Here is a 25772-nt window from a genome sequence, read left to right on the forward strand (position 1 = left end):
TCCATCCTGGTACCCGTCCGCCCGTGGTCGCGCCACCGGGCGCCGTGCCGCCGGCCGTCAGCGCGACTTGGTGATCTTCGTCCGGACGACGGCGGCGTTGTTCGCCCGGTCGGTGTCGGGGACCGGCGAGCTCGCCCGCCAGGACGCCGTCAGCACCGTCCCCGCCCGCACGTTCCCGCGCGGCACCGCGGTGAAGCGCAGCGTCCGCGCCTCACCGGCCTGGAGCCCGCCGACCGCGCACAGGTAGGACGCGCCGCGCGGAACGCAGGCGGTGTCGCGGTCCACCAGCTTGATCGGGCCCCGCGACTCCAGCGTCACACTGTCGGCCGCGGCCGGGCCGAGGTTGCGGATCCGCAGCGTGTACGGGATCTCCGCGCCCGCCCGGGCCGTCGCCGGAGCCTTCTGCGCCAGCGCCAGGTCGGCGGTCCGCGCGACGCGGACGGCCGGGAAGCGGTGCGTGACGCGGTCGCGGCCCCACACCGCCGTCCCGCGCGGCCTGATCGTCTCCCCCGGCTTCGCGCGCCCGGTGACCTTCGCCCGGATCGCGCCGGTGACCTTCTCTCCCTTCTTCAGGGTGCCGAGACGGCAGAAGACCTTCTGCCCGGCGGCCTTGCAGTGCTTCTCCCCGGACACGTACTCCAGCGACTTCGGCAGCGTCGTCTTGAACGCCGCCTTCCCCTGCTCGCCCTTGCCCCTGGCGGCCACCGTGAACGTCCACGTGTAGGTGCGTCCCGGCACGACGGACTGCTGCGGGCTCTTCATGCGGAGCGCCACCCCGTGCGCCTGGGGCTTCTTCACCGAGGCATGCGCCTTGGGCTTGGCAGCCTTGGGCTTGTTCCTAGGGGCCTTGTGCTCGTGCTTGGGAGCCTTGTCCTTGGCCTTGTGCTTGGGAGCCTTGTGCTCGGGAGCTCTGTGCTTGGGAGTCTTGTGCTTGGGAGTCTTCTGCTTGTGCTTGTGCTTGGGAGCCGGTTTGGAGGCGCTCCCCTTGTCCCCCTTGTGCCCGTTCGGGCCGGGCCCGTCGGCGTGCGCCACCGCCGGCACCGCCGCCAGCAACGGCGCGGCGGCCAGCAGCGCCAGCCCTCGCCCCTTCAGTGTCCAGACCATGTTGAGACCCCCCGTGGCCTGCGGATTCGTTGCGGACACGTCCCGTTCTAGCGAGCCGCGCACCGGCCGCCTAGCGCCGTGGCGGCGTGTCGCCTCCGGGCCCCGTGCGCCGGGTGCTGTCCGCAAGGCCAGCACCGCATGCCCGCTGAGCTGCGAACCTGCCCAAAGTGCTGCGATCTTCGCGCGCACGTTGTTGAATCGGCCGGGACCGACTCCCCGACCCATGGAGTTGACATGGCTGTCTTCGGCGTCGACTACGCGTGGGGACGCCCCGGCACCGCCGCGCTGAAGCGGGCCGGGGCGAAGTTCGCGTGCCGCTACCTGTCGCACGACACGAGCGGGAAGAACCTCACCCGCGCCGAGGCCGACGACCTGTCCGGGGCCGGTATCTGGCTGGTGGTCGTCTGGGAGACCAGCGCCAAGCGCGCCCTGGACGGACGCTCCGCCGGCGCCGCGGACGCCAGGGACGCCGCCGCGCAGGCGAGGGCCTGCGGCATGCCGGACGGCCGCCCCATCTACTTCGCCGCCGACTGGGACGCCTCCGCCTCCCAGCAGGACGAGATCAACGCCTACCTGGACGGCGCCGCGAGCGTCATCGGCCGCGACCGCGTCGGCCTCTACGCCGGCTACGGCCCGATGAAGCGCGCCTTCGACGCGGGGAAGATCACCTACGGCTGGCAGACGTACGCCTGGTCCGGCGGCCGCTGGGACGCCCGCGCGCAGCTCCAGCAGTACTCCAACGACCACAAGATCAACGGTGTGGGCGTCGACTACGACCGCGCCGTGAAGAGCGACTACGGGCAGTGGCGCGTCGGCGCCGCGCCCTCGGGCGGCGACGTCCCCGACTACGTGTCCGCGGGCGCCGGGGCGGGCCAGCCGCTCCCGCCCGGCCAGTGGACGACCGTCACCTGGGCCCACGAGTACTCCGACTCCGAGCACCAGCACGCCGACAAGGGCGGCGCGGACCTGCTGAACGGCTCCGCCCGGTACAGCCTGTCCGTCGCCGCGACCGTGCAGGGCGTCCCCGCGGGCACCCTCCTGCAGGCCCGCGCCATCGAGGTCGAGTCAGCGGACACGGGCAAGTACGAGGCCGGGCCCGTCCAGGACTTCGTCTCCGCGGGCGACACGACCTACGTGCTCTATGGCGTCTCCGCCGACGTCGTCGGCGCGGGGCACCGGGTGCGCGTGCAGATCGTCCAGCACGGCGCCGCCCCGGCGACCCTCCAGAGCGGCACCGCGAAGGTCCTCTTCTGGCGGTGACCCCGCCCGGCGGCGGCGGCCCGGATCAGAACTCGTCGTTGATGTACGGGGCCAGCGGGACGGCGAGCGCGGCGGCCAGCCGGGCGGCGGCGCCCTCCGTGTGCTCGGTGATCGCGCCGACCCTGGCCAGCGTGACCGGGCTGGTGCCGCCCAGGTAGACGGAGGCCAGGTCGGCGGCGGTCATGGCCAGGTCGGGTGCTTCCGCGGCCGGCTCGCAGGCCGGGGCGGCGCCGGTGGTAAGGCGCCAGCGGCCCGCGTTGGCGGGGATGCGGGCGTCCTCGACCTCCAGGACGAAGGAGTCCTCGGCGGCCCACGACCGGGCGCGGAGCGCGTCCGGGACGTCGATCAGGCGCACCCACAGCGCGCCGAACCCCTCCTTCACGGAGACCTGGTCGGGGTCGGCGGCCATGTGCGGGAGCAGGTCGTCCACCGGACGGTTCGGCGCGTGGACGCGGGACGCCAGGTCGATCGACGCCAGGTACCGCCACAGCGCGGCCTCGGCCTGCGGTGTGTCGGCCACGAGGTCGACGACCCTGATCGTCCCGTTCCCGTGGCCGCGGTAGACGGCGTATCCGGCCGGGTGGGCGACGACGCGCGGGGCGGTGTAACCGGGCGCCTCGCTGTCCTCCGAGCGCAGGATGGCGCGCATCCACCATTCGGGGTCGCGGACGAGCCCGCCCGGCCGGGCGGACAGGCCGCGGCGGTGGATCGCGTCGAGGACCTCCGGCGCGGACGCGACGTCCACCAGCCGTAGCGGGCGCTCGTCCGGGGCGGTGCGGAGGGCGAGGGGCCGGGAGGCGTCGACCTCCAGGGCGATCGCGCGGGTGGCGAGGCCGAAGCCGTACCGGCCGTAGATGGCCCCCTGCGACGCCCACAGCGCGGCGACCGGGCGGCCGGCGGCGACCGCGTCGGCGTGCATCCGGTCGATCAGCGAGGTGAGGATGCCCTGCCGCCGGTGCGTCGGCAGCACCCCGACGAAGGAGACCGCCGAGCAGTCGAGGAGCGCGCCCGGCACGGCCAGCCGCATCGGCAGGGTCGCGAGCTGGCCGACCAGGGCGCCGCCGTCGTAGGCGCCGACGCGTTCGGAGCGGCGGGGCTTCCACGCGTCGCGCTCGGGGTCGTCGGTCCTGACGTGGAAGACCGTGCCGGCCAGGTCGACCATGCGCTCGACGTCGAACTCCGGCACGTCCCTGATCTCGATCATGGGTCTACCGTATGCCGGGGCCGCAACGGGTTTTCTCAGCCCCGCACCAGTGTCGCCAGGCACTCCACGTGCTGGGTCATCGGGAAGGCGTCGAAGGCGCGCAGGCCCTCCAGGGTCCAGCCGCGCTCGCTGAAGTAGGCGAGGTCGCGGGCCAGCGTCGCCGGATCGCAGGACACGTAGGCGATCTTGCGGCCGGCCAGCCGGGTGATGTGCTCGACGACCTCGCGGCCCGCGCCGGTGCGCGGCGGGTCGAGGACGACCACGTCGGCGCGCCGGACGCGCTCGCCCCGGTGGTGGCCGCCGCCGCGCTTGTTCTGCGTGCGGGAATGGCTGGAGGCGCGGCCGAACTCCAGGTCGGCGACGACCTCCTCGACGGGACCGCGCTCGATCGACACGTTCGGCAGGTCGCGCAGGTTGAAGCGCGCGTCGCGGACGGCCTGCCCGTCGGACTCGACGCCGACGACGAGGCCGTCCGGGCCGATCCGGTCGGCGAGGACGCCGGCGAACAGGCCGACGCCGCAGTACAGGTCGAGGGCGATGTCGCCGGGCTTCGGTTCAAGGGCGTCCAGCACGGCGTCGGCGAGCAGCTGCGCCGCGCCCGGGTGGACCTGCCAGAAGCCGCTGCCGCTCACCTGGAACAGCCGCCCGGAGACCTCCTCGCGGACGTACGGCAGGGTGCCGCCCGGCTCCGGCTTGCCGCGCACGAGGCGGACCGGCACGTCCAGCCGCGGCACCTTGATCTTGCGGCGGTCGCGGCCGCGCAGCACGACCAGGCGGTCGCCGGTGGTGGCGGAGACGATGCCCTCGACGCCGGACGCGCCGGGCCAGCGCTTGCGCTCGATGCCCATCAGCTCGACGCCCGGGTGGGCGATCAGGCACTCGTCGATCGGCTCGATGTCGTGGGAGCGGTGCCGGCGCAGCCCGACGGTGCCGGACGCGACGGCGAACTGCACGCGGGTGCGCCAGCCCAGCCCGGGCGGCGGCGCGACCTCGGCGTCGACCGGATAGGGGACCTCCTCGACCGTCACCGTGCGGGTGATGCCGGCGAGGCGCTGGAGCTGCTCCTCCACCACGGCGGCCTTGAGCGCGCGCTGGGCGGGCAGGGAGGCGTGCTGCCAATCGCAGCCGCCGCAGCGGCCCGGCCCGGCGAACGGGCAGGGCGGCTGGACGCGGTCCGGGGACGCCTCGATGATCTCCACGGCGTCGGCGCGCAGGAAGTTCTTGGTCCGGTCGGTGACGCGGGCCCGCACCCGTTCGCCGGGCAGGGCGTGCCGGACGAAGACCACCCGGCCCTCGTGCCGGGCGACGCAGAATCCGCCGTTGGCGACGTTGCCGACCTCCAGTTCGAGGACGTCGGGTTCGAGTTCAGTCACGATCCGAAACACTACCGGCACCGGGGCGCGTCCCGGTCCGCGGCGGGCGCCGGGACGAGCCCGGCCCGGGCGGCTCGACCCGCCCCTTCAGCCGGTCCGAGGACTGCAGCTGCCACGCGACGCTGGTCACCATGACGCCCGGCTGGAACAGCAGCCGCCCCTTCAGCCGCAGCGCGCTCTGGTTGTGCAGCAGCTGCTCCCACCAGTGGCCGACGACGTACTCGGGGATGAACACGGTCACGACGTCGCGGGGGCTGCGCCGGCGGACGCTCTTGACGTAGGCGAGGACGGGCCGGGTGATCTCCCGGTACGGCGAGTCGAGGATCTTCAGCGGGACGGGGATGTCGAGGGCGTCCCACTCCTCCTGGAGCCGCCGGGACTCCTCGGCGTCCACCGCGACGGTCACCGCCTCCAGCGTGGAGGGGCGGGTGGCGCGGGCGTAGGCCAGCGCCCGCAGCGTCGGCTTGTGGATCTTCGAGACGAGCACGATGCCGTGGTTGCGGGCGGGCAGCGCGACGTCCTCGCCGGAGGGCACCAGCTCCTCGGCGACCCGGTCGTAGTGCCGCCGGATCGCCTTCATCAGCAGGAACAGCACCGGCATCGCGATGCACACGATGTAGGCGCCGAGCGCGAACTTGGTGATCAGCACGACGACGAGGACGATGCCGGTGAGGGTGGCGCCGAACGCGTTGATGCCACGGGAGGTCTTCATCCGGCGGCGCTGCGCGGGGTCCTGCTCGGCGGCGAGCAGCCGGTTCCAGTGCCGCACCATGCCGACCTGGCTGACGGTGAACGACACGAAGACGCCGACGGTGTAGAGCGGGATCAGCCGGCTGACGGACGCGTCGTAGGCGTAGATCAGCAGCCCCGCCATGGTGGCGAGGATGATGATGCCGTTGCTGTAGGCGAGCCGGTCGCCGCGGGTGTGCAGCTGGCGCGGCAGGTAGCGGTTCTGGGCGAGCACCGAGGCGAGCACCGGGAACCCGTTGAACGCGGTGTTGGCGGCGAGGAAAAGGATCAGCGCGGTCATCGCGGTGACGAGCGCGAAGCCGGGGGTGAAGTTGCTGAACACGGTGTGCGCGACCTGCGCGATCACCGGGTCGGCATGCTCGATCACCTGCCCGGTGGCCGGGTTGACGAGCACGCTGTCCTGGCCGAAGTCGGTGAACCGGACATCGGTGATGAACGCGAACGCCACCACCCCGCCGAACATCGTCATCGCGACGAGCCCGAGCGCGAGCAGCGTGCGGGCGGCGTTCTCGCCCTTGGGCTTGCGGAACGCCGGGACCCCGTTGCTGATCGCCTCGACCCCGGTCAGCGCGGCGCAGCCGGACGAGAACGCCCGCAGCAGCAGGAAGACCAGCGCGAACCCGGCGATGTCGGTCTCGTCGCCGCGGACCTCCAGGTGCGCGGTCTCCGCCTGCAGCTCGGCGCCCGCGACCAGCCGGATCAGGCCCCACGCCAGCATGCTGAACACCGCGAACATGAACAGGTAGGTGGGGATCGCGAACGCGACCCCGGCCTCCTTGATGCCGCGCAGGTTGCCGATGGTGAGCAGGACGACGATGCCGATCGCCACGGCGACCTCGTGCGGCTGCATGAACGTCAGCAGCGCGCCGAGGTTCTCCACGCCGGACGAGACCGACACCGCGACGGTGAGGGTGTAGTCGACGAGCAGCGCGCTGGCGACGAGGACGCCCCAGTTGTCGCCGAGGTTGGTGGTGGCGACCTCGAAGTCGCCGCCGCCGCTCTGGTAGGCCCGGACGTTCTGCCGGTAGGACGCGACCACGGTCAGCAGGATCACCACCACGGCCGCGGCCACCCAGGGGGTGTAGTGGTACATCACGAGGCCGCCCGCGCCGAGCGCGAGCAGGATCTCCTGCGGGGCGTAGGCCACCGAGGACAGCGCGTCGCTGGCGAAGACCGGCAGCGCGATCCGCTTCTTCAGCAGCTGCTCGTGCTGCTGGGAACTGCTCAGCGCGCGGCCCAGCAGAAGCCGCTTCGCGAGGTCCGGAACCCTTGACACGAAAGGAGAGCCTAGCCCCGTCCGATGACACCGTTTTCCCCACCCGGTCGGAGACCTGGTTGGGTAGTACTCGCCTGGGGGGATGTGTAGGTTTGCAGCCCGGCAGGGATCATTTTTCGGAAAACGGTCCTCGGGTGCGGCACGGCGTCGGCGGCGCAGCGACGAATGCCGTGCACCGGCGCGGGGGTACAGGGGGAGCGTCCCCCTGGACGGAAGAGGGAACGGCCGTGCATATCGTGATCATGGGATGCGGGCGGGTCGGCTCGACGCTCGCCCACATCCTGGAGGACAAGGGCCATTCGGTGGCCATCATCGACCAGAATCCGGAGGCGTTCCGCCGGCTGCGCAGCGGGTTCCGGGGCCGCCGCATCACCGGGTTCGGATTCGACCGCGATGTGATCGCCGAGGCGGGCATCGAGCGGGCGTCGGCGTTCGTGGCCGTCAGCAGCGGCGACAACTCCAACATCATCTCCGCCCGGGTGGCGCGCGAGACGTTCGGCGTCGACAACGTGGTGGCCCGGATCTACGACCCGCGCCGCGCGGAGGTCTACCAGCGCCTCGGCATCCCCACGGTCGCGACGGTCCGCTGGACGGCCGACCAGATCCTGCGCCGGCTGCTGCCGGAGGGCGCCGAGCCGCTGTGGCGCGACCCGACCGGCGCGGTCGTCCTCGCCGAGCTGGACTCCGGGCACCTGTGGGTCGGCGCGAAGGTCGGCGCGCTGGAGGAGCACGCCGGCACCCGGGTCGCGTTCCTGTCGCGGATGGGCGAGGCCCTCGTCCCCGACCGGGACACGGTGATCCAGGACGGCGACATCGTGCACATCATGGCGAGCGCCGACGATCTGGAGCGGGTGAACGCCGCCGTCGCGGCGCGGGACGGGGAGGACGCCTGATGCGGGTCGCGATCGCCGGGGCCGGCGCGGTGGGCCGCTCCATCGCCCAGGAGCTGCTGGAGAACGGGCACGAGGTGCTCCTGATCGACAAGAACCCCAAGGCCATCAAGGTGGAGATGGTGCCGCGCGCGGAGTGGCTGCTGGCCGACGCGTGCGAGATCTCCTCGCTGGACGACGCGGCGCTGGAGCGCTGCCAGGTCGTGGTGGCCTCGTCCGGCGACGACAAGGTCAACCTCGTGGTGTCGCTGCTGGCGAAGACCGAGTACGGGGTGCCGCGCGTGGTGGCGCGGATCAACCACCCGAACAACGAGTGGCTGTTCAACGAGTCGTGGGGCGTGGACGTGGCCGTGTCCACGCCGCGGCTGCTGTCGGCGCTGGTGGAGGAGGCGGTCAGCGTCGGCGACCTCGTCCGGCTGATGACGTTCCGGCAGGGCGAGGCGAACCTGGTCGAGCTGACGCTGCCGGACGACGCGCCGCTCGGCGGGCAGCGGGTCGGGTCGGTGGAGTGGCCGCGCGACACCGCGCTCGTGGCGATCCTGCGGGAGGGGCGGGTGCTGGTGCCGTCGGCCGACGACACCCTGGAGCCCGGCGACGAGCTGATGTTCGTGGCCAGCCAGGACGTGGAGGACGAGCTCGCCGAACTGCTCGGCGGGCGCTGAGCCCCCTCACCGAGACCCTCGCGAGAACCCGCCCGGCCGTTCCGGTCAGGCGGGTTCTTCGCGTTGGATCGGGGTGCGGCCCCGGGCGAGCAGCCACACCATCGCCGCCAGCGCGGCGACCTGCAGCGGCCAGCCCATCACGATCTTGGCGGTGCCGAGCAGCCCGCTCTGGTCGCCGTCGGCGAGGTAGATCGGGTACTGGACGGCGACGCGCGCCGCGCAGGGCAGCACCAGCAGCCAGGTGAGCCGGGAGCACAGCTTCACGATGCCGGGGTCGCGCCGCCAGGCGGTCGGGTCGCCGGTGACCGAGCCGATGATGAAGCCGACGACGGGCCAGCGCACCGCGATCGAGAAGATCATCGCGGCGGCGTAGCCGGCGTTGAGGACGATGCCGGGCAGGAAGGCGTCCTCGGCCTTGCCGGAGCGCAGCGCGAAGAACGCGGCGATCGCGATGCCGACGAGGCTGTTCAGCACGAACTGCGGGCTGGAGCGCTGCGCGATCCGGACGACCAGCAGCACCACCGCCGCGCCGATCCCGGCCGCGACGGCGAGCCTGATGTTCTCGGCCGCGACGTAGGTGCCGGTGAACGCGATCGTCGGGACGGCGGCCTCCAGCATGCCGCGCACGCCGCCGAGCGCCTTGGTGAGCTGGGCGCGCACGGCCGCCTCGACGGTGTCGTGCGCGGCGGTCTCCCGCCCGGCTGTCGTCTCGCTCACGCTGCCACTTCGCCCATCTGCCCTCCCGGCCGCCCGGGGACGGCCGTCACGAGCCGCCGCGCAGCTCGTATCGCGGATTGAACATGACCTTGCGCCCGTCCTGCACGCTGACCAAGCCCTCGGCGCGCAGCCGGCGGCCCGGGTCGATACCGGCGATCTTGCGGCGGCCGAGCCAGACCAGGCTGATCACGTCGGTGCCGTCGTAGAGCTCGGCCTCCAGCGCGGGCGCGCCGCCCCGCGGCCGCAAGGTCACGGTACGTAGCGTACCCGCCACGCAGTTGCGCGTGCGCGCGCCGCACTCGGTGATCGGCGTCGCGCCCTCGTCGCCGGTGGTCTTCTGCAGTTCCTCGGCCTCGAGCTCGGCCTTGCCGGCCGCCATCCGCCGCAGGAAGCGCCGCAGGCCGCCCCTGCCGCGCTCGTTCCCCCCGGGGTCCGCCTGGGGCGGCGTGCCGGCCGAAACCTCGTCCATACCTCGAAGCGTATGACATCCGCGGACGAATCGACCCCCGCCGGTGCCCCCGGACGCGCGTCGCACGCCCATCCGGGCCGGATGGGCGCGCGACGCGGGGCCGTCAGCGGAGGGCGGCCTCCACGGCCGGGACGCGGAACGTGCGGCGGGTCGCGGCGTGGGCCGTCGCGCCGGTCAGTACGGCGGCGAGGGCGGCGACCGCGAGGTAGATCCACACGTCGCCGTCGGGGACGGGCGAGTCGCGGCGGGCGAGGCCGAACGGGACGATCGTGAAGACCGCCGCGACCGACCCGAGGAGCAGGCCGGTGGCGGTCAGCACCACCGACTCCAGCGCCACCGCGCCGAGCAGCTGGCGCGGGGTGGCGCCGGCGAGCCGGGTCTGGCCGAACTCGCGGCGCCGGTGCGCGGTCGCCGCGACCAGCGTGTTGACCAGCATGATCGCGGTGAACAGCACCACCATGCCGATGACGACGAAGTTGAGCGTCTCGATGCTCTTCTGCTCCGACGTCTTGGCGAGCCCGGCGGCGTCCATGGCCGCGTTCTCGGTGGCCTGCAGGTACAGCGTGCCGACGGCCGTCCCGACGAACAGCACGACCGGCGTCACCGCGGACGCGAGCGCGCCCGTCCGGCGGCGCATCGTGTCCGCCGCGAGGCTCCCGGCCGCCCCGCCGAGCAGCCGCAGCGGCCCGGCGGCCAGGGCCGTCACCCGCCGCATGATCGCCGGGGCCAGCAGCGCCAGCCCGATCCCGGCGAAGATGTCGGCCTGCCCGGACGTCGCCATCGCGTCGCTGCCCTGGCCGTCCATCACCGTCACGGTGATGGACGCCTCGGTCACGGCGAGCAGCAGGAACACCGCCGCGAACACGATCCGCTTCCTGCTCAGCCGGGTGTCGTCGGTCGCGGCCGCGGCCATCGACTCCGCCACCCGGACGCGGACGGCGCGGCGCGCGGTGATCAGCGCGGCGGCGACCGCGGAGACCAGCGTGACGCCGATCCCCATCGACAGCGCGGCGGCGCCGAAGTGGTGGCCGACCCCCGCCGGCACCTGGCCGGTGTCGTGCAGCAGCCCGAGCAGCGCCCGGCCGGCCCCGATCGCGGGGACGACAGCGAGCAGCGCCGCAACCAGCGCCAGGCCCGCCGCCTCGCCGACGATCATCCGGGCGAGCTGCGCCGGGGTCGCGCCGACGCTCTTCAGCAGCGCGATCTCCGCCGCCCGCTGCCGGACCGACAGGGTCAGCGTCGAGGCGACCGCGAAGACCACCAGCAGCAGCCCCCAGCCGCCGACGACCGTCGCCATCGTGACGAGCGTCTCCCGGGTCTCCCCGGTCGCGCCGCTCGCCTCCGCCGTGTCGAGCATCGAGGCGAACGCCATGATCATGACGGCGCCGAGGAGCAGCGCGAGGAAGCTCGCCGTGAACGCGCTCGCGCGCTTGCGCAGTGACCGCAGTGCCAGTCCGAACATGTCAGGCCCCCGCCATCGCGCGCTGCCGCTCGACCTCGTCGGCCAGGTGCGTCATCCGCTCCGCGACCGACTCGGCCGTCGGCGCGGTCTGGTGGCCGACGATCCGCCCGTCCGCCAGGTACAGCACGGAGCCGGCGAACGACGCGGCGACCGGGTCGTGGGTGACCATCACCACCGTCTGCCCGGACTCCCGCACCGACTCACGGAGCAGCTCCAGCACGGAGCGCGCGCTGCGGGTGTCGAGCGCGCCCGTCGGCTCGTCGGCGAACACCACCCGCGGCCGGGTCACCAGCGCCCGCGCGATCGCCACCCGCTGCTGCTGGCCGCCCGACAGCTCCGCCGGCAGGTGGTCCAGCCGGTCGCCGAGCCCCACCCGCTCCAGGACGGCCCGCGCCCGCGCCTTGTCGACCCTGCTTCCCGCGAGCTTCAGCGGCAGCACCGCGTTCTGCATCACGTCCAGCGTCGGCAGCAGGTTGAACTGCTGGAAGATGAAGCCGATCCGCTGCCGCCGGAACTTGGTGAGCGCGGCCTCCCCGCCGTCGGTCAGCTCCGCGCCGTCCACGAAGACGCGGCCCTCGGTGGGACGGTCCAGGCCCGCCGCGCACTGCAGCAGCGTGCTCTTGCCCGACCCGGACGGGCCCATCACCGCGGTGAACGACCCGGCCGGCAGCGACAGCGACACGCGGTCCAGCGCCACCACCTGATTGCCCTCGGCGCCGTAGACCTTGCGCACGCCGTCGAGCCGGAGCGCCTCACCGGGCGCCTGGGCCGCCGCGGCGGTCCCGCCTCGTCCGAACATCGTTCCCTCACCTTCGCCCGGCGCCCCCTCGCGGGGCGCCTCGGCAACGAAATTACGGACGGCGGACGCGGCCGGGGATGGGTCCAGCACGCCGATCGGGGTAGGCAAAACCCCACCATCGCCGAGACGGCGGCATCGCCATCGGCACGTGCCGCCCGCTAGAGTCGCCTCCGGTGCGCCGGGAAGTCTGGTCGGCAGGTCCGTCAGCCGTACACCCGACCAGGAGGCTTTGTGCAGGCCACCGCCGCGATCGTCATCTTCGTCTGCGCCTACGTGCTGATCGCGTCGGAGAAGGTGCACCGGACGGCGGTGGCGCTCGGCGGCGCGGGCCTGATGCTGCTGCTGCACATCACCGACGCCCACGGCGCCTTCTTCTCCACCGAGTCCGGGATCGACTGGAACGTCATCTTCCTGCTGCTCGGGATGATGGTGATCGTCTCGGTGCTGCGGCGCACCGGCGTGTTCGAGTTCGTGGCGATCTGGGCCGCCAAGCGCGCGCGGGGGCGCCCCTACCGGCTGATGGTCATGCTGGTCGTGCTGACGGCGGCGGCGTCCGCGCTGCTGGACAACGTCACCACCGTCCTGCTGATCGCGCCCGTCACCTTCCTCGTCTGCGAGCGGCTCGCGCTGCGGCCCGAGCCGTACCTGATCGCCGAGGTCATGGCGTCCAACATCGGCGGCACCGCCACCCTCGTCGGCGACCCGCCCAACATCATCATCGCCAGCCGGGGCGGGCTGTCGTTCAACGACTTCCTCGTCCACCTGGCGCCGCTGGTGGTGGTGCTGGTCGTCGTGTTCTGCCTGCTGTGCCGGTGGCTGTTCCGCGCCGAGTTCCGCTACGACCCCGACCTCGCGGCCGAGGTCATGGCGCTGGAGGAGCGGGAGGCCATCACCGACCGGCGGCTGCTCGCGCAGGGGCTCACCGTCCTCGCGATCGTGATCGCCGCGTTCGTGCTGCACCCCGTGCTGCACTACGAGCCGTCCGTGGTGGCGCTGCTCGGCGCGGGCCTGCTCGTCGCCGCGACGAAGGTGACCACCGAGGAGGCGCTCAGCGAGGTCGAGTGGCCCACGCTGGTGTTCTTCGCCGGGCTGTTCGTGATGGTCGGCGGGCTCGTCGAGACCGGCGTCATCGGCGACGTCTCCAAGGCCGCCGCCGACGCCACCGACGGCCGGCTCGGCGTCGCGGCGATGCTGCTGCTGTGGGCGTCCGCGGTGCTGTCGGCGATCGTGGACAACATCCCCTACGTCGCCACGATGAGCCCGATCGTCGCCGACCTCGTCCAGCAGCACCCGGGCGGCGAGGGGAACGTCCTGTGGTGGGCGCTCGCCCTCGGCGCCGACCTCGGCGGCAACGCCACCGCCATCGGCGCCAGCGCCAACGTCGTCGTGCTGGGCATCGCCGCCCGCAACGGCACCCCGATCAGCTTCTGGCGCTTCACCCGCTACGGACTCGTCGTCACCCTCGTCACGGTCGCCCTCGCCACGCCGTACCTGTGGCTCCGCTACCTGTAGGCCCTACCTCGGCAGGTCGCGCCGGGACAGCTCCCGGTGCCCGGCGACGGTCCCGACCACCGCGAACACCGCGCAGACGAGCACGCCGGCCAGGGTCGTCAGGCCGGCCGCCGCCTCGTTGGAGCCGGTGGCGATCGCGGCCGCGCCGGCCGCGATGAGCGACGCCCCGGACGCGTGCATCCACGGCTGCGCCCGCCGGTGGACGATCCGCCACGACTCGTCGTCGGCCATGCTCCGCTTCGTCCGGATCCCGATCAGGCCGTTGCGCTGGATCCGGCCGGTCGCGCCGAGCCTGCCGACCACGGCGACGAGCACGCCCGACACGATGAGGATGATCCCGGTGACGGCCAACCTGCCGCCCCCCTCTCGTCAGTACGACCATGATGTCCGAGTACGACCATGATGCCCCCTGCGCCGGGCGGCCCGGTGATCGGCCAGGATGAGGGGATGGACGTGGTACCTGAGGACTGGGAGCGGGCCCTGGCGATCGTCGCCCACCCGGACGACCTGGAGTACGGGTGTTCGACGGCGATCGCCAAGTGGACCGCGCAGGGCAAGGCGGTGACGGAGGTGCTCGCCACCCGCGGCGAGGCCGGGATCGACTCGATGGACCCCGAGGAGGTCCGGCGCGTCCGCACCGCGGAGCAGATCGAGGCGGCGCGCCGGGTCGGCGTCGGCACCGTCGAGTTCCTCGACATGCCGGACGGCATGCTGGAGTACGGGCTGCCGCTGCGGCGCGCGCTCGCGAGCGCCATCCGCCGGCACCGGCCCGAGGTGGTGCTGTCGATCAACTTCCGGGAGGGCTTCCCCGGCGGCGGGTTCAACATGGCCGACCACCGGGTGCTCGGGCTCGCCGTCGCGGACGCCGTCCGCGACGCCGCCAACCGGTGGGTGTTCCGCGACCTCGGGCTGGAGCCGTGGCAGGGCGTCCGGTTCACGCTGTTCAGCGGGTCGCCGCAGCCCACGCACTACGTGGACGTCACCGGGCACCTGCGGGCGGGGATCGACTCGCTGCGCGCGCACGAGGTGTACTTCTCCAACCTCGGCGCCGACTTCGACGCGGCGGAGTTCCTCACCGGCATCGCCGAGCCGGCCGGGCGGGAGGCCGGCGTCGAGCACGCGATGGCGTTCGAGATGATCTGAGCCGGCGTCCGAGACGGTCCGGGCCCGTCCGGGCGCGGATCAGTGCCGGGCGTTGGGCCGCTTGCCCTTGTTGTGCTTGCCCCGCTTGCGGGCCCTGCGCTTGCGCGTCTTCTTCGACATGCCCCGATTGACCACCCGCGCGGGCCGCAAGGCAAGGGATCGGCCGGGGCCGGGGAAAGCGAAACCCGCCCGGCCGCACGTCCGAAAAGGCGTGCGGCACGGGCGGGCCGGAGTTCGCGGGCCGCGGCGGTGCCGCGGGTCAGCGCACCTCGGTGATCTCGGGGCCGCGCTCGAACGGGTCGAAGGTCTCCACGGCCTCCTCCTCGCCGTCCTGCCCGGCCTCGCTGAACTCCTTGGGGATCTGCAGCTCCAGCAGGTCGCGGGGCGGCATCGGCGCGTCGCCGCGGACGACGACGACACCGCGCAGCACGTCCTCCAGGACCTGCCACTGCTCCTCGTCCTCGATCGCGGCGCCCTGCACCACGGCCTGCAGGAACCAGCGGGGGCCGTCCACGCCGAGGAAGCGGATGATCTGCGGCGCCCAGCCCTGCTCGATGAACTCGGCCGGGATCTGCTCGCGGACCTCCTGCGGCATCTCCGCGAGGACCTCCTCGGTCAGCGCCGCCGGGACCATCGCCAGCAGTTCGGGGCCGAACGGGCCCTCGCCCTCCTGGATCTGGCCCTGGGCCTCCTCCTGGATGTCCTTGGCGGTCTCGCGCCGCACGTCGTCCCAGATGCCGCTGCGCTTCGGCGCCGCGAACACCTGGAGCTGCATGGCGCTCTCCTCGTACTGCACCAGCACGGCGACGGGCCGCCCGTCGAGGGGGTTGCCCTCCTCGTCCACCTGGGTGGCCTCGAAGTTCACCTGGAAGCCCAGCCCCGGCGCGACCGGGATCTGCAGGGAGCCGAAGTCAAGCCGCTGCAGCTCGGGGAAGGAGTCCTCGGAGTCCCACGGGCCGCCCTCGGCCGACTCCGCCTTGGCGGGAGCCTCCTCGGCGGTCTCCGCCGGCTCCGCGGTCGCCTCGGGCTCCTTCTCGGGCTCCTCGGCCTGCCGGCGACGTCCAAAAGCCACGACTCACGCTCCTTCTCGACTGTGCTCATTGTTCCCGAAAACGCGCGTGGCGCCGAATCCGCCCGTGGACCCGAATCCGCCGGTTCCGCGCGCCGCTCCGGGAAGGTCGGCGACCTCGTGGAACACCGCCCGCTCCACCCGCTGCACGACCATCTGCGCGATGCGGTCTCCGCGCCGCAGCGTCACCGCGGCGCGGGGGTCGGTGTTCAGCAGGGTCACCTTGATCTCACCCCGATAGCCGGCATCGACCGTACCGGGTGCGTTGACAATGGTCACCCCCAACCTAGCGCCCAATCCGGACCGGGGGTGAATGAAAGCGGCGTAGCCGTCCGGCAGCGCGATCGCGACGCCCGTCGGGACGACGGCGCGCTCCCCCGGCGCCAGCTCGACGTCCACGGCCGCGACCAGATCGGCGCCCGCGTCGCCCGGATGCGCGTAGGCCGGCAGGGGCAGCTCGGGATCCAGCCGCTTGATCAGCACATCGACCTTGCTCACGGGCTCCACCTCAACGCGTACCTGCCGGAGGACCACCCGACCCTACCGACGGCGCCGTGCCCGGACGCGGCCGAAACGCCGCCGTGGGACACCGCCGCCGCGCGGGTCCGGCAGTTGACCCTACCCGTTCCCGGACGTGACCACTTCCGGAAGGTTTATCCCCGAAGCGGCAGATCACGCGTAGCGTCACCCCTGTTACCCGCGGTGCTTCTGTGGGGCGTGCGTCCCGCAGGGAGGGGGCGGCATGGGCATGGCTGGACGCGAGGTCACCCACCGTTCGCTGGACGGCGTGCGGGTCCGGCTCGCCGGCGCCCACGACCTCGGGCGCCCGTGCACGTCGGTGGCGCGGATCGCCGACCGCGGCCGGCTCCACGAGATCTCCGGCGGCACCCGCGCGGACGCGCTCGGCTGGGCCGAGGACATCGGCGTCGAGCGCTTCGAGCAGGAGTTCCGGCTGCAGGGCGGGCGTCTGCGGGTCGGCCGGGCCGAGACCCGCGACCCCGACACCGGGCAGCGCGACCCCGTCCTCGCCGCCGTGTGGGAGGGCCGCCGCCACGCGGTGTTCACCCACCTCTACCACGGGCGCCCGGCGGACGCGGTGGCGTTCTTCGGCACCGTCCGGCTCACCGAGCACGAGGACGGGGTCGTCGCCGTGCCGCGCGGCCGCGCCCGGCGCGCCGAACCGGCCGAGATGGTCAAGGAGGTCCCGGGCCTCGGCCTGCTGGAGATCACGCCGCTGACGGCGGGCACCCGCCGCCGGCTGCCGCCCTGGCGGGGCGCCCGGGTCGCGGGCGGCGAGCTGTTCCAGGACACCGTCGAGGGCCAGGGGCCCTACTTCCTGCTGGCGCTGAGATCGCTGCTGGTGACCGTCCTGCCGGAGGAGGACCGGGTGCGCGAGGTCCCCCGGCGGCTCGCCGGGCTGGCGGTCGAGGCGGTCCGGTGACCGGCCCGCTCGCCGGGGTCGCGGTCTCGCTGGTGCTCCTGGCGTCGGCGTCCGGCCAGGCCGCCCGTCCCCGCGCGCTCGCCGCCGCGCTGCGCGCGCACCGGGTGCTCCCGCGCGCCGCCGCGGCGCCGGTCGCGGCCCTGGTGATCGCCGCCGAGGCGCTGACCGGCGCGGCGGGCGCGGTGGCGCTGCTGCTCTGGCTGGACGGTCCGCTGCGGGCGTCCTGCGGAGCGGCGGCCGTCCTGCTGGCCCTGTACGCGCTCTACGCGGCGCACGTGTCCCGTACCCGCCGGGGCGTGCCGTGCGGGTGCGCGGGCGACGGCACGCCGATGACCGGCTGGGTCGCCGGCCGCGCCGCCGCGCTCTCCCTGCTCGCCCTCACCGGCGCGCTGCTCGGCCTCCCGGCCGCGCTCACCGCCTACGAGGTGTCCATCACGGTCGCGGCGGGGTCCGCGTTCGCGGTGCTCCTGTGGACGCTGCCCCGCGCCATGCTCACGGAGAGGAGGACGGCCGGATGAGCTTCCAGAACAGCGCGCTGCTGCTGTCGTGGGTCGCGATCCTGCTGCTCGCCCTGGTCGTCGCCGGTCTCGTCCGGCAGGTCCACGCCCTCGGCCAGGGCGCGCCCTCGGCCGGTCTCGGCCCGGCGCCGGGAACAGCCGCGCCCGCCTTCGACCGGCTCGGGCCGGGCCTGCTGCTCTTCCTGGACCGCGACTGCGGCGTCTGCACCGACGTGCTGGCCGCCGCGGGCGCGCTCGACCGGCCGCTGCACGCGATCTTCGCGGGCCCGCCGCCCGACCCCGGGCCGCCGCCGGGCGCGACCGTCCTCACCGGCGAGCAGGACGGCCTGTTCGCCGACTACCGCGTGCCCGCCACCCCGTTCGCCGTGCTCGTCGGCGCGGACGGCCGGGTGCGGGCCGCCGAGCCGGTGGGCTCGCCCGAGGCCCTCCGCGAGCTGGCCCTGGAGGCGGCGCGATGATCGAGCTCGAAGACGTCCCGCCGCTGCGGGGGCCGCGCCCCGCGGGGGTCGAGCGCGTCCGGCGGCGGCCCGTCCCCCGCGACGAGCCGAAGTTCCGGCCCGCCCGGCGCAGCCTGCTGACCGGCCTCGCCGCCGCGGGCGCCACCGCCGGACTGAAGGCGCTCGGCGTCTTCCCGCCCGCCCGGGAGGCGCTGTCCTCCGGCTTCCAGCTGGTCGGCTACTACGACATCTACCCGCGCTGCCCGTCGTACGCGGCGAACCACAACTGCTCCCCCGGCTGCGGGCCGAGCTACGTGTGCAGCTGGTGCTGCCGGACGAGCGGCAAGTACAAGGGCTTCCACAAGTCGGGCGTCTCCGACCCCGGCCGGTACAAGCTGCGCCCCAACCAGTGCTACGGCGGCGGCTACGACGGCTGGCTCTGGGCCTACTCCAAGAGCTGCGGCAGCTGCAAGAAGGGCGTCACCTGGCGCTGCCACGACGGCTGGAAGAAGTCGAAGAAGGGCAACTGGTACAAGACCATCTGCCGGAAAGCGACGGCGTGCAAGAACTGACCGCCGGGCGGCTGCGGCGGGGCCTGACCGACCCGCTCCTCCCCGTCGCCGCCCTGGCCCTCCTCGCGGTCTCCGCCGCCGCGCTGGACGCCGCCGTGCTGTGCTGGTCGTCGATCGGCGCCCTCGCCGGGTTCTCGCTGTCGGGCAGCGTCTGAACGCGCAACAGCGAATCGGTGCTGTTCTCGCCAGGTTGGCGGGCCCCGGTGCGGCAGGGCGAGGTCCTGGCCGTCTTCACCCTCGGGCTGCTGCTCGGGGGCACCCTCAGCGCCGCGGTGATCTACCTGCTGACCGGGCTCGCCGCGCCGCTCCCGGCCCCTGTGCGGACGTCCGTGATCCTCGCCGCGGCCGCCCTCGGCGCCGCCCGCGAGTTCGGCCTGGTCCGCTTCCCGCTCCCGCAGAACGCCCGCCAGATCCCGCCGGACGTCCTCCAGACCCGCCTGCGTCGGGGCACCCTCCAGTTCGGCTTCGAGCTGGGCACCGGCGTCCGCACCTACGTCCCGGCAACGTCCCCCTATGTCCTGGCCCTGGCCCTGTTGCTGGCCGGCCTCTCCCTCCCCCTGACCCTCCTCACCGGTGCGGCCTTCGGCCTGGGCCGCGCCCTGAGCGCCACCCTCACCTACCTGGCCCAGGACGACCACCGCGACACCGCGATAGCCACCCGAATGCCCCTAACGAAGACCACCACGGCTGGGGTGTTCGTATCCGCTCTCACGCTTCTCCTCCTCTGAGGCTCTGCCACCCGGCCGCAGCCGAGGCGGTGGAAACAACCGATTGGTGAGAGACTGAGGCGTACGTCCGTACGGGAAGGTCTGCGCATGCTCTGGTCGCTGGTGGTGTTCCTCGCGTTGCGGGGGTTCGCCGTGGCCGAGTGGGCGGGGACGGCGCCGGGCCAGTCGGTGCTGGTGGCGCTGGGCTCGTTGACCGTCGCGGGGCTGCTGGTGCTGGCGGCCGTGCGGTTCCGCGCGGCGCGGCGGGGGCAGCGGGCGGTGCTGGCGCGGGTGCGCACGACCCTGCGCGAGCGGACGCTGCGCACGGCCTTCCTGCCGCAGCGCGACCCCGACGCGGCGGGACGCCCGCGTCCGAGAGCGCCCGGAACGGGGATCGCGGCCGCCTGAGCGCGGCCGGAACGCCTCTGATCCCCTCTCGTTCCGGAAGGTCCTCTCATGTTCGATGTTCCCGTCTCGATCGCCCATGCCCTCGTCTCCGGGCTGGCGGACGGCCTGGAGCCGTCCGCCGGCGGGTCCGCCACGGCGCTGGCGATCGTGCTGTTCACCCTGGCCGTGCGCCTGCTCCTCGTCCCGCTCGCCGTGGCGGCGGCCAAGGGCGAGCGCACGCGGGCGCGGCTGATGCCCAAAGTCCAGGCGCTGCGGAAGAAGCACGCGAAGAACCCCGACCGCCTGCGGCGCGAGATGGCGGCGCTGTACGAGGCGGAGGGCGCGTCGCCCGTCGCCGGGTGCCTGCCGATGTTCGCGCAGATCCCGTTCTTCATGGTCATGTACCGGCTGTTCATGTCGGCGACCGTGGCGGGGCACCAGAACGCGCTGCTGGCGCACACGCTTCTCTCCGCGCCGCTGGGGCAGAACTGGATCGGGGTCCTCGGCGGCGGGCTGCTGTCGCCGCCCTCCCTGGTGTTCGTCGGGCTGTTCGTCCTGCTGGGCGCGGTCGCGGTGTGGTCGTCGCGGCGGGTGACCGCCGAGGGGCCGATGGGCGCGGTCGCGCGGGTGCTGCCGTTCGGGACGGTGGTCTTCGCGGCGTTCGTGCCGCTCGCGGCGGGGCTGTACCTGCTGGTGTCCGGGGCGTGGACCGCGGTGGAGCGCGCCGTCCTGCAGCGGAAGGTCGTCGCGGTCGCCTGAGAGGGCCTTGACGGGGTGCCGACGGCTCGGTTCGATTGAACCGAATCAGATTCTGGACGATGTGCGAGGACGGTGCGCAGTGACGACGACGGTGCCGGACCCCGGCCGGCTGAGCGTTGCCGACCTGCCCTTCTGGGCGCTGCCCCCGGAGCGGCGGATGGCCGAGTTCGCGGCGCTGCGGCAGCGCGAGCATCCGGCGTTCTTCCAGGAGCTGAAGCTGCCGTTCGTCAAGCGGGGTCCCGGCTTCTACGCGCTGACCAGGCACGCCGACGTCGTGGAGGCCAGCCGGTCGCCGCAGATCTTCAGCAGCGAGCCGTGCTCCAACAGCATCGCCGACCTGCCCGGCTACCTCGCCCGCTACTTCGGGTCGATGATCAACATGGACGACCCGCGGCACGCCAAGATCCGCAAGATCGTGTCGCGGGCGTTCACCCCCCGGGTGCTGGAGAAGATGGAGGCCGACCTGCAGTCCGCCGCGACGCGGATCGTGGACGACATGGTCGCCAAGGGCTCGGCCGACTTCGTCACCGACGTCGCGGCCCGGCTCCCGCTCCAGGTCATCTGCGACATGATGGGCATCCCCCAGCACGTCCGGCCGATGGTGTACGAGCGGACGAACATCATCCTCGGCCTCGGCGACCCCGAGTACAGCGGCGGCAAGGACTACAGCCGCGACGGCATCACCCGGCTCGGCGCGCTGTACGGGCTGCTCAAGGTGCTGACGGCCGGGTTCGAGCTGAACCACCTGGCGATGAAGCTGGCCCGGCTGCGGCGCCGCCGGCCCGGCGACGACCTGGTGTCCGCGCTGATCGCGGCCGAGGTGGACGGGGAGCGCCTCACCGACCAGGAGATCGGCTCGTTCTTCATCCTGCTCGTGGTGGCCGGGAACGAGACGACGCGGAACGCGATGTCGCACGGCCTCAAGCTGTTCACCGACAACCCGGAGCAGCGCGCGCTGCTGCTGGAGGACTTCGACGCGCGGATGCCGGGCGCGGTCGAGGAGATCGTCCGGATGGCGACGCCGGTGATCCAGTTCCGCCGGACGCTGACCCGCGACCACGTGATGAACGGCCACCAGTACCGCGCGGGCGACAAGGTCCTGCTCTTCTACAACTCGGCCAACCGCGACGAGACCGTGTTCGCGGACCCGGACGTCTTCGACATCACCCGCTCCCCCAACCCGCACGTCGGGTTCGGCGGCCCCGGCCCGCACTTCTGCCTCGGCGCGAACCTCGCCCGCCGCGAGATCACGGTGATGTTCCGCGAGCTGTTCACGCGCGTCCCGGACATCCGCGCCACCGGCGAGCCGGACCGGCTGTTCTCCAGCTTCATCAACGGGATCAAGCACCTGCCCTGCACGTTCTGACGCGGCCCACTCCGCGGGCACCGCGGAGTGGGCCGCGCCGCGGCGCGGAACCGCCTAGGTCGCGGGGGCGAGTTCGACGTCGACGGTCAGCTCGGCGGGGGCGTCCTCCAGCGTCAGGTCGGCGATCCGCCCCGCCGCGGCGAGGTCCGGCCGGGCGATGTGCGCCACCTCCGAGCCCCGGACGACCGCGCGGGACACGTCGGCGCGCATCGACGCCTTCGCCTCCGACTTGGCCTTGCGGACCTGGCGGAGCGCCTCGCCCGTCGCGGCGAGGACGGCCGGGTCGCCGCCCGCCGGCAGCTCGGCGGCCGCCGGCCAGGACGCCGCGTGCACCGACCCGCGCCGCCACCACGACCAGACCTCCTCGGTCACGAACGGCAGGACGGGCGCGAACAGCCGCAGCAGCACCGACAGCGCCGTGCGCAGCGCCGCCCGCGCCGACTGCGCCTCCGGGCCGTCCCCGTACGCGCGGGCCTTCACCAGCTCCAGGTAGTCGTCGCAGAACTCCCAGAAGAACCGCTCGGTGCGCTCCAGCGCCCGCGTGTAGTCGTAGCCCTCGAACGACTCCGTCGCGTCCCGGACGACGCCGGACAGCGCCGCCAGCATCGCCCGGTCGAGCGGCTCGGTGACGGGCGCGCCCTCCTCGGCCTCGCCGAGCCCGAGCACGAACTTGGACGCGTTGAGGATCTTGATGGCGAGGCGCCGGCCGACCTTGATCTGGCCGGTGTCGAACGCGGTGTCGGTGCCGGGCCGCCCGCTCGCCGCCCAGTAGCGGACGGCGTCGGACCCGTACTCGCGCAGCAGGTCGATCGGCGTGACGACGTTGCCCTTGGACTTCGACATCTTCTTGCGGTCGGGGTCGAGGATCCACCCCGACAGCGCGGTGCCCGTCCACGGCAGCGAGCCGTGCTCCAGGTGCGCGCGGACGACCGTGGAGAACAGCCACGTCCGGATGATGTCGTGCGCCTGCGGCCGCAGGTCGTAGGGGAAGACCCGGCCGAACAGGTCGGCGTCGCGCTCCCAGCCGCCCGCGATCTGCGGGGTCAGCGACGACGTCGCCCAGGTGTCCATGACGTCGGGGTCGCCGATGAAGCCGCCCGGCTCGCCGCGCTGCCCGGCGGTGTAGCCCGGCGGTACGTCCGAGGACGGGTCGACGGGCAGCGCGTCCTCGGACGGGACGATCGGCGCGTCGTAGCGGGGCTCGCCGGAGGCGTCCAGCGGGTACCAGACGGGGATCGGCACGCCGAAGAACCGCTGCCGGGAGATCAGCCAGTCGCCGTTCAGCCCCTCGACCCAGTTCTCGTACCGGGCCCGCATGTAGCCGGGGTGCCACGCCAGCTCGCGCCCGCGCGCCAGCAGCTCCGCCCGGACGCCCTCGTCGCGGCCGCCGTTGCGGATGTACCACTGCCGGGTGGTGACGATCTCCAGGGGCTTGCTGCCCTTCTCGTAGAACTTCACCGGGCGGCTGATCTTGCGGGGCTCGCCGTCGAGGTCGCCGGACTCGCGGAGCATCTCGGCGACGCGCTCCTTGGCGGAGAACACCGTCTTGCCGGCCAGCTCCGCGTACGGCTCCGCGGCGACGCCGGCGGGCGGGTCGGCGGCGAGGCGGCCGTCCCAGTCGACGATCGCGCGGGTCGGCAGGTCGAGCTCGCGCCACCAGGTGACGTCGGTGACGTCGCCGAACGTGCAGATCATCGCGATGCCGGAGCCCTTGTCGGGCTCGGCGAGGCGGTGCGCGAGGACCGGGACCTCGACGCCGAACAGCGGCGTGCGGACGGTCGTGCCGAACAGCTCCTGGTAGCGCTCGTCGTCGGGGTGGGCGACCAGCGCGACGCACGCGGGCAGCAGCTCCGGCCGGGTCGTCTCGATGTAGACCGGGCGCTCCTCGCCGTGGAACCGGATCCGGTAGAACGCGCCGGGGTGCTCGCGGTCCTCCAGTTCGGCCTGGGCGACGGCCGTGCGGAACGTCACGTCCCACAGCGTCGGCGCCTCGGAGACGTACGCCTCGCCGCGCGCCAGGTTGCGCAGGAACGCGCGCTGCGACGCCGTTCGGGACACGTCGCCGATGGTGGTGTACAGGTGGTTCCAGTCGACCGACAGGCCGACCTGGCGCCACATCTCCTCGAACGCCTTCTCGTCGACCTCGGTGAGCCGTTCGCACAGCTCGATGAAGTTGCGCCGCGAGACCGGCAGTTGGCGCTTGGGGTCGGGCTTGGCCGGCGGCTCGAAATCGGGATCGTAGGGCAGTGACGGATCGCACCGGACCCCGAAATGGTTCTGCACCCGGCGCTCGGTCGGCAGGCCGTTATCGTCCCAGCCCATCGGGTAGAAGACCGCCCGACCGCGCATGCGGTGGAACCGCGCGACGGTGTCGGTGTGGGTGTAGGAGAAGACGTGGCCGACGTGGAGGGAACCGCTCACGGTGGGCGGCGGGGTGTCGATCGAGTAGACCTCGCCGCGCGGCCGGGTGCGGTCGAAGCGGTAGACGCCCTCGTCCTCCCAGACGCGTACCCATTTGTCCTCAAGGCCGTCCAGGGAGGGCTTCGGCGGGACGTGCGAGGTACGCGGCTGCTCTGTCATGAGCCAATGGTATTGACATCGGCGGGAGCCGCATGCCGATTGGCGGCCGCCGGCGGACGGCCGACGCGGCGATCACCTCCACCGCCCGGGGCGGACCGTTCCGGTAGCGTCGGAGACGACAGACGAGTGGAGGACGAGTATGGCGGATAAGGGCGATATCGGGTGGCGGGTGATGGCCGGCGCCGCGGCGTTCGCGGGCGGGTTCGTCGCGAAGAAGACCATCACGATGATCTGGAAGAAGAGCACCGGCAAGGAGCCCCCGACCAACCCCGAGTCCCCGGAGGTCGATCTGCTGGAGGCGGTCGGCTGGGCCGTGGTGATGGGCGTCGGCATGGAGCTGGCCCGCCTGCTCGCGACCCGCGCCGTGGCGCACCAGTACGCCAAGGGCACCGGCGAGCTGCCGTCCCATCTGAAGGTCGATGCCTGACCCGTGGCGTTCCAGGGGGGCGACCCCCTGGAACGTCCGCCGGACGGGGCGTCCCCGCCGGCGCGTACGCGGTCAGCTCAGCGGTTTGCGGTGGGGTCCGGGGAGCGGGGGCGTGATCCCGGCGACGTCGCGCAGGTCGTTGCGGACCTTCAGCGCCAGGGCCCTCGTCGCGGACCGGTTGAGGGCCGCGCCCGCGGCGGCGCCGGTGAGGAGCGGGCCCATGGTGCTCATACTGCGGCCGAAGGTGCGCAGCATCCGCTTGCGCAGGGCCGACTTGGCGGCGGTGCCGAGGGCGCTGGTGAGCGACCCGGCCTCCAGGGGGTTGACGCCGCGCTGCCGGGCCCAGGACGTGACGAACGCCGCGCCGCGGGCGGTGCCGGTGCCCTGGACGCGCACGCCGTACACCTCGTGCAGTTCGGCGATCATCTTGACCTCGATGGCCGCGACGACGAGCGTCTCGGCGGCGAGCTGGGCGGGCGCCGTCAGCAGCAGCGGCGGGGCGGCGAACTGCACCGCTGCCAGCGCCCCGCCGGCCGCGCCGACGGCGGTCGTGCCGTTGCTCGCCACCTTGACGAGCCGGTCGGCGAGCTCCTCCCCCATCAGCCCGTGGTGGTGGGCCTGCAGCGTCTCCAGGTCGCGGATGGTGATGTGCGGCGCGGCCTCGACGAGCAGGTCGCCGAGCCACCTGCCGCGCCCGATCCCCGCGGCCCCCACCTTGCGGGCGCTCCGGCCGAGCAGTGCGGCCAGCCGCCCGAGCAGGCGGCCGCGGGTCTCGCGGTCCATGTCCTCGTCGGCGGTGAGCCGTCCGATCAGCTCACCGAGTTCCGTGGAGCCGCCGCCGTGCGCCGGCTCCACATCGTCATGACGCTTCTCGATCTCTCCCGTCAC

At 73.3% G+C, this 25772-nt stretch carries 28 protein-coding genes; 15 read left to right on the plus strand and 13 right to left on the minus strand.

Features of this window, described 5'->3' with window-relative positions:
- Window positions 1-57: 57 nt before the first annotated feature.
- Complete coding sequence (locus ACGFI1_RS35810; RefSeq protein ID WP_392791806.1) at window positions 58-1104, minus strand: CARDB domain-containing protein; 1047 nt, start codon at window positions 1102-1104, stop codon at window positions 58-60.
- A gap of 234 nt (window positions 1105-1338) precedes the next feature.
- On the opposite strand from ACGFI1_RS35810, the gene ACGFI1_RS35815 reads away from it, so the two are divergent.
- Entirely contained in the window at window positions 1339-2364 is a 1026-nt protein-coding gene (locus tag ACGFI1_RS35815) for a glycoside hydrolase domain-containing protein (protein ID WP_138633740.1), read from the plus strand.
- 25 nt (window positions 2365-2389) lie between these two features.
- On the opposite strand, the gene ACGFI1_RS35820 is transcribed toward ACGFI1_RS35815, so the two are convergent.
- Genes ACGFI1_RS35820 through ACGFI1_RS35830 form a run of 3 tightly spaced genes read right to left on the minus strand, consistent with a single transcriptional unit; the run spans window position 2390 to window position 6967 of the window.
- A complete protein-coding gene (locus ACGFI1_RS35820) occupies window positions 2390-3568 on the minus strand; it encodes a GNAT family N-acetyltransferase (RefSeq protein WP_392791809.1) in 1179 nt (392 codons plus the stop codon).
- 35 nt (window positions 3569-3603) lie between these two features.
- Complete coding sequence (locus tag ACGFI1_RS35825; protein WP_386871326.1) at window positions 3604-4941, minus strand: class I SAM-dependent RNA methyltransferase; 1338 nt, start codon at window positions 4939-4941, stop codon at window positions 3604-3606.
- Window positions 4934-6967 carry an APC family permease gene (locus ACGFI1_RS35830; protein ID WP_138633734.1) on the minus strand — a complete coding sequence of 678 codons (2034 nt, stop codon included), beginning with the start codon at window positions 6965-6967 and terminating at the stop codon, window positions 4934-4936. Before ACGFI1_RS35830 ends, ACGFI1_RS35825 begins: the two co-directional genes overlap by 8 nt.
- A 227-nt stretch (window positions 6968-7194) precedes the next feature.
- Between ACGFI1_RS35830 and ACGFI1_RS35835 the strand changes: the two genes are divergently transcribed.
- Together ACGFI1_RS35835 and ACGFI1_RS35840 are read left to right on the plus strand one after the other, a co-directional pair.
- Window positions 7195-7860, plus strand: a complete 666-nt coding sequence (locus tag ACGFI1_RS35835) for a potassium channel family protein (RefSeq protein WP_301176721.1) — start codon at window positions 7195-7197, stop codon at window positions 7858-7860.
- Window positions 7860-8519 (plus strand): potassium channel family protein, encoded by a 660-nt coding sequence (locus tag ACGFI1_RS35840; protein ID WP_301176720.1) that lies wholly within the window; start codon window positions 7860-7862, stop codon window positions 8517-8519. The genes ACGFI1_RS35835 and ACGFI1_RS35840 overlap by 1 nt, the downstream gene beginning before the upstream one ends.
- Before the next feature lie 45 nt (window positions 8520-8564).
- Here ACGFI1_RS35840 and ACGFI1_RS35845 read toward each other — a convergent pair whose 3' ends face one another.
- From ACGFI1_RS35845 to ACGFI1_RS35860, 4 genes are all read right to left on the minus strand, one after another.
- On the minus strand, window positions 8565-9236 hold the full coding sequence (locus tag ACGFI1_RS35845) for a DUF3159 domain-containing protein (RefSeq protein ID WP_386871323.1): 672 nt from the start codon (window positions 9234-9236) through the stop codon (window positions 8565-8567).
- 46 nt (window positions 9237-9282) lie between these two features.
- Window positions 9283-9705 carry an OB-fold nucleic acid binding domain-containing protein gene (locus ACGFI1_RS35850; protein WP_138633722.1) on the minus strand — a complete coding sequence of 141 codons (423 nt, stop codon included), beginning with the start codon at window positions 9703-9705 and terminating at the stop codon, window positions 9283-9285.
- A 103-nt stretch (window positions 9706-9808) separates the two neighbouring features.
- Window positions 9809-11167 carry an FtsX-like permease family protein gene (locus tag ACGFI1_RS35855; RefSeq protein WP_392791813.1) on the minus strand — a complete coding sequence of 453 codons (1359 nt, stop codon included), beginning with the start codon at window positions 11165-11167 and terminating at the stop codon, window positions 9809-9811.
- Between the two features lies 1 nt (window position 11168).
- Window positions 11169-11966, minus strand: a complete 798-nt coding sequence (locus ACGFI1_RS35860) for an ABC transporter ATP-binding protein (RefSeq protein WP_138633717.1) — start codon at window positions 11964-11966, stop codon at window positions 11169-11171.
- Between the two features lie 231 nt (window positions 11967-12197).
- Between ACGFI1_RS35860 and ACGFI1_RS35865 the strand changes: the two genes are divergently transcribed.
- Window positions 12198-13478 carry an ArsB/NhaD family transporter gene (locus ACGFI1_RS35865; protein WP_392737800.1) on the plus strand — a complete coding sequence of 427 codons (1281 nt, stop codon included), beginning with the start codon at window positions 12198-12200 and terminating at the stop codon, window positions 13476-13478.
- A 3-nt stretch (window positions 13479-13481) separates the two neighbouring features.
- Here the strand turns inward: ACGFI1_RS35865 and ACGFI1_RS35870 are convergent, their stop codons facing one another.
- Window positions 13482-13829, minus strand: coding sequence for an SdpI family protein (locus tag ACGFI1_RS35870; RefSeq protein WP_387071887.1), 348 nt, complete (start codon window positions 13827-13829; stop codon window positions 13482-13484).
- A gap of 96 nt (window positions 13830-13925) precedes the next feature.
- On the opposite strand from ACGFI1_RS35870, the gene ACGFI1_RS35875 reads away from it, so the two are divergent.
- Complete coding sequence (locus ACGFI1_RS35875) at window positions 13926-14621, plus strand: PIG-L deacetylase family protein (RefSeq protein WP_392791815.1); 696 nt, start codon at window positions 13926-13928, stop codon at window positions 14619-14621.
- A 259-nt stretch (window positions 14622-14880) separates the two neighbouring features.
- Here the strand turns inward: ACGFI1_RS35875 and ACGFI1_RS35880 are convergent, their stop codons facing one another.
- The gene (locus tag ACGFI1_RS35880) at window positions 14881-15693 is read right to left on the minus strand and encodes a DUF3710 domain-containing protein (protein ID WP_392791817.1); all 813 of its coding nucleotides are present in this window, start codon (window positions 15691-15693) and stop codon (window positions 14881-14883) included.
- Window positions 15694-15696: 3 nt separating this feature from the next.
- Window positions 15697-16188 carry a dUTP diphosphatase gene (gene dut, locus ACGFI1_RS35885; RefSeq protein ID WP_138633705.1) on the minus strand — a complete coding sequence of 164 codons (492 nt, stop codon included), beginning with the start codon at window positions 16186-16188 and terminating at the stop codon, window positions 15697-15699.
- Window positions 16189-16432: 244 nt separating this feature from the next.
- Between dut and ACGFI1_RS35890 the strand changes: the two genes are divergently transcribed.
- From ACGFI1_RS35890 to ACGFI1_RS35930, 9 genes are all read left to right on the plus strand, one after another.
- Window positions 16433-17131 carry a hypothetical protein gene (locus ACGFI1_RS35890; RefSeq protein WP_392737795.1) on the plus strand — a complete coding sequence of 233 codons (699 nt, stop codon included), beginning with the start codon at window positions 16433-16435 and terminating at the stop codon, window positions 17129-17131.
- Entirely contained in the window at window positions 17128-17649 is a 522-nt protein-coding gene (locus ACGFI1_RS35895) for a MauE/DoxX family redox-associated membrane protein (protein ID WP_387071881.1), read from the plus strand. The genes ACGFI1_RS35890 and ACGFI1_RS35895 overlap by 4 nt, the downstream gene beginning before the upstream one ends.
- Window positions 17646-18107: a hypothetical protein gene (locus tag ACGFI1_RS35900; RefSeq protein WP_138633699.1), complete on the plus strand. Its 462-nt coding sequence runs from the start codon at window positions 17646-17648 to the stop codon at window positions 18105-18107. The genes ACGFI1_RS35895 and ACGFI1_RS35900 overlap by 4 nt, the downstream gene beginning before the upstream one ends.
- Window positions 18104-18658, plus strand: coding sequence for a hypothetical protein (locus ACGFI1_RS35905; protein WP_386871307.1), 555 nt, complete (start codon window positions 18104-18106; stop codon window positions 18656-18658). The genes ACGFI1_RS35900 and ACGFI1_RS35905 overlap by 4 nt, the downstream gene beginning before the upstream one ends.
- Window positions 18646-18813, plus strand: a complete 168-nt coding sequence (locus ACGFI1_RS35910; protein ID WP_171068829.1) for a hypothetical protein — start codon at window positions 18646-18648, stop codon at window positions 18811-18813. The genes ACGFI1_RS35905 and ACGFI1_RS35910 overlap by 13 nt, the downstream gene beginning before the upstream one ends.
- A 48-nt stretch (window positions 18814-18861) precedes the next feature.
- Window positions 18862-19386: a hypothetical protein gene (locus ACGFI1_RS35915; RefSeq protein WP_392791819.1), complete on the plus strand. Its 525-nt coding sequence runs from the start codon at window positions 18862-18864 to the stop codon at window positions 19384-19386.
- A gap of 87 nt (window positions 19387-19473) precedes the next feature.
- Entirely contained in the window at window positions 19474-19773 is a 300-nt protein-coding gene (locus ACGFI1_RS35920; protein ID WP_138633693.1) for a DUF6412 domain-containing protein, read from the plus strand.
- 48 nt (window positions 19774-19821) lie between these two features.
- The gene (locus tag ACGFI1_RS35925; RefSeq protein ID WP_392791821.1) at window positions 19822-20511 is read left to right on the plus strand and encodes a YidC/Oxa1 family membrane protein insertase; all 690 of its coding nucleotides are present in this window, start codon (window positions 19822-19824) and stop codon (window positions 20509-20511) included.
- Window positions 20512-20590: 79 nt separating this feature from the next.
- Complete coding sequence (locus tag ACGFI1_RS35930) at window positions 20591-21877, plus strand: cytochrome P450 (RefSeq protein ID WP_392791823.1); 1287 nt, start codon at window positions 20591-20593, stop codon at window positions 21875-21877.
- A 54-nt stretch (window positions 21878-21931) separates the two neighbouring features.
- On the opposite strand, the gene valS is transcribed toward ACGFI1_RS35930, so the two are convergent.
- Entirely contained in the window at window positions 21932-24457 is a 2526-nt protein-coding gene (gene valS / locus ACGFI1_RS35935; protein WP_386871299.1) for a valine--tRNA ligase, read from the minus strand.
- Window positions 24458-24596: 139 nt separating this feature from the next.
- On the opposite strand from valS, the gene ACGFI1_RS35940 reads away from it, so the two are divergent.
- Entirely contained in the window at window positions 24597-24884 is a 288-nt protein-coding gene (locus tag ACGFI1_RS35940; protein ID WP_138633683.1) for a DUF4235 domain-containing protein, read from the plus strand.
- Between the two features lie 72 nt (window positions 24885-24956).
- Here ACGFI1_RS35940 and ACGFI1_RS35945 read toward each other — a convergent pair whose 3' ends face one another.
- Window positions 24957-25772 (minus strand): hypothetical protein, encoded by an 816-nt coding sequence (locus ACGFI1_RS35945; protein ID WP_386871297.1) that lies wholly within the window; start codon window positions 25770-25772, stop codon window positions 24957-24959.

Source organism: Actinomadura geliboluensis, from assembly GCF_043197915.1.
Classification (GTDB): domain Bacteria; phylum Actinomycetota; class Actinomycetes; order Streptosporangiales; family Streptosporangiaceae; genus Spirillospora; species Spirillospora geliboluensis.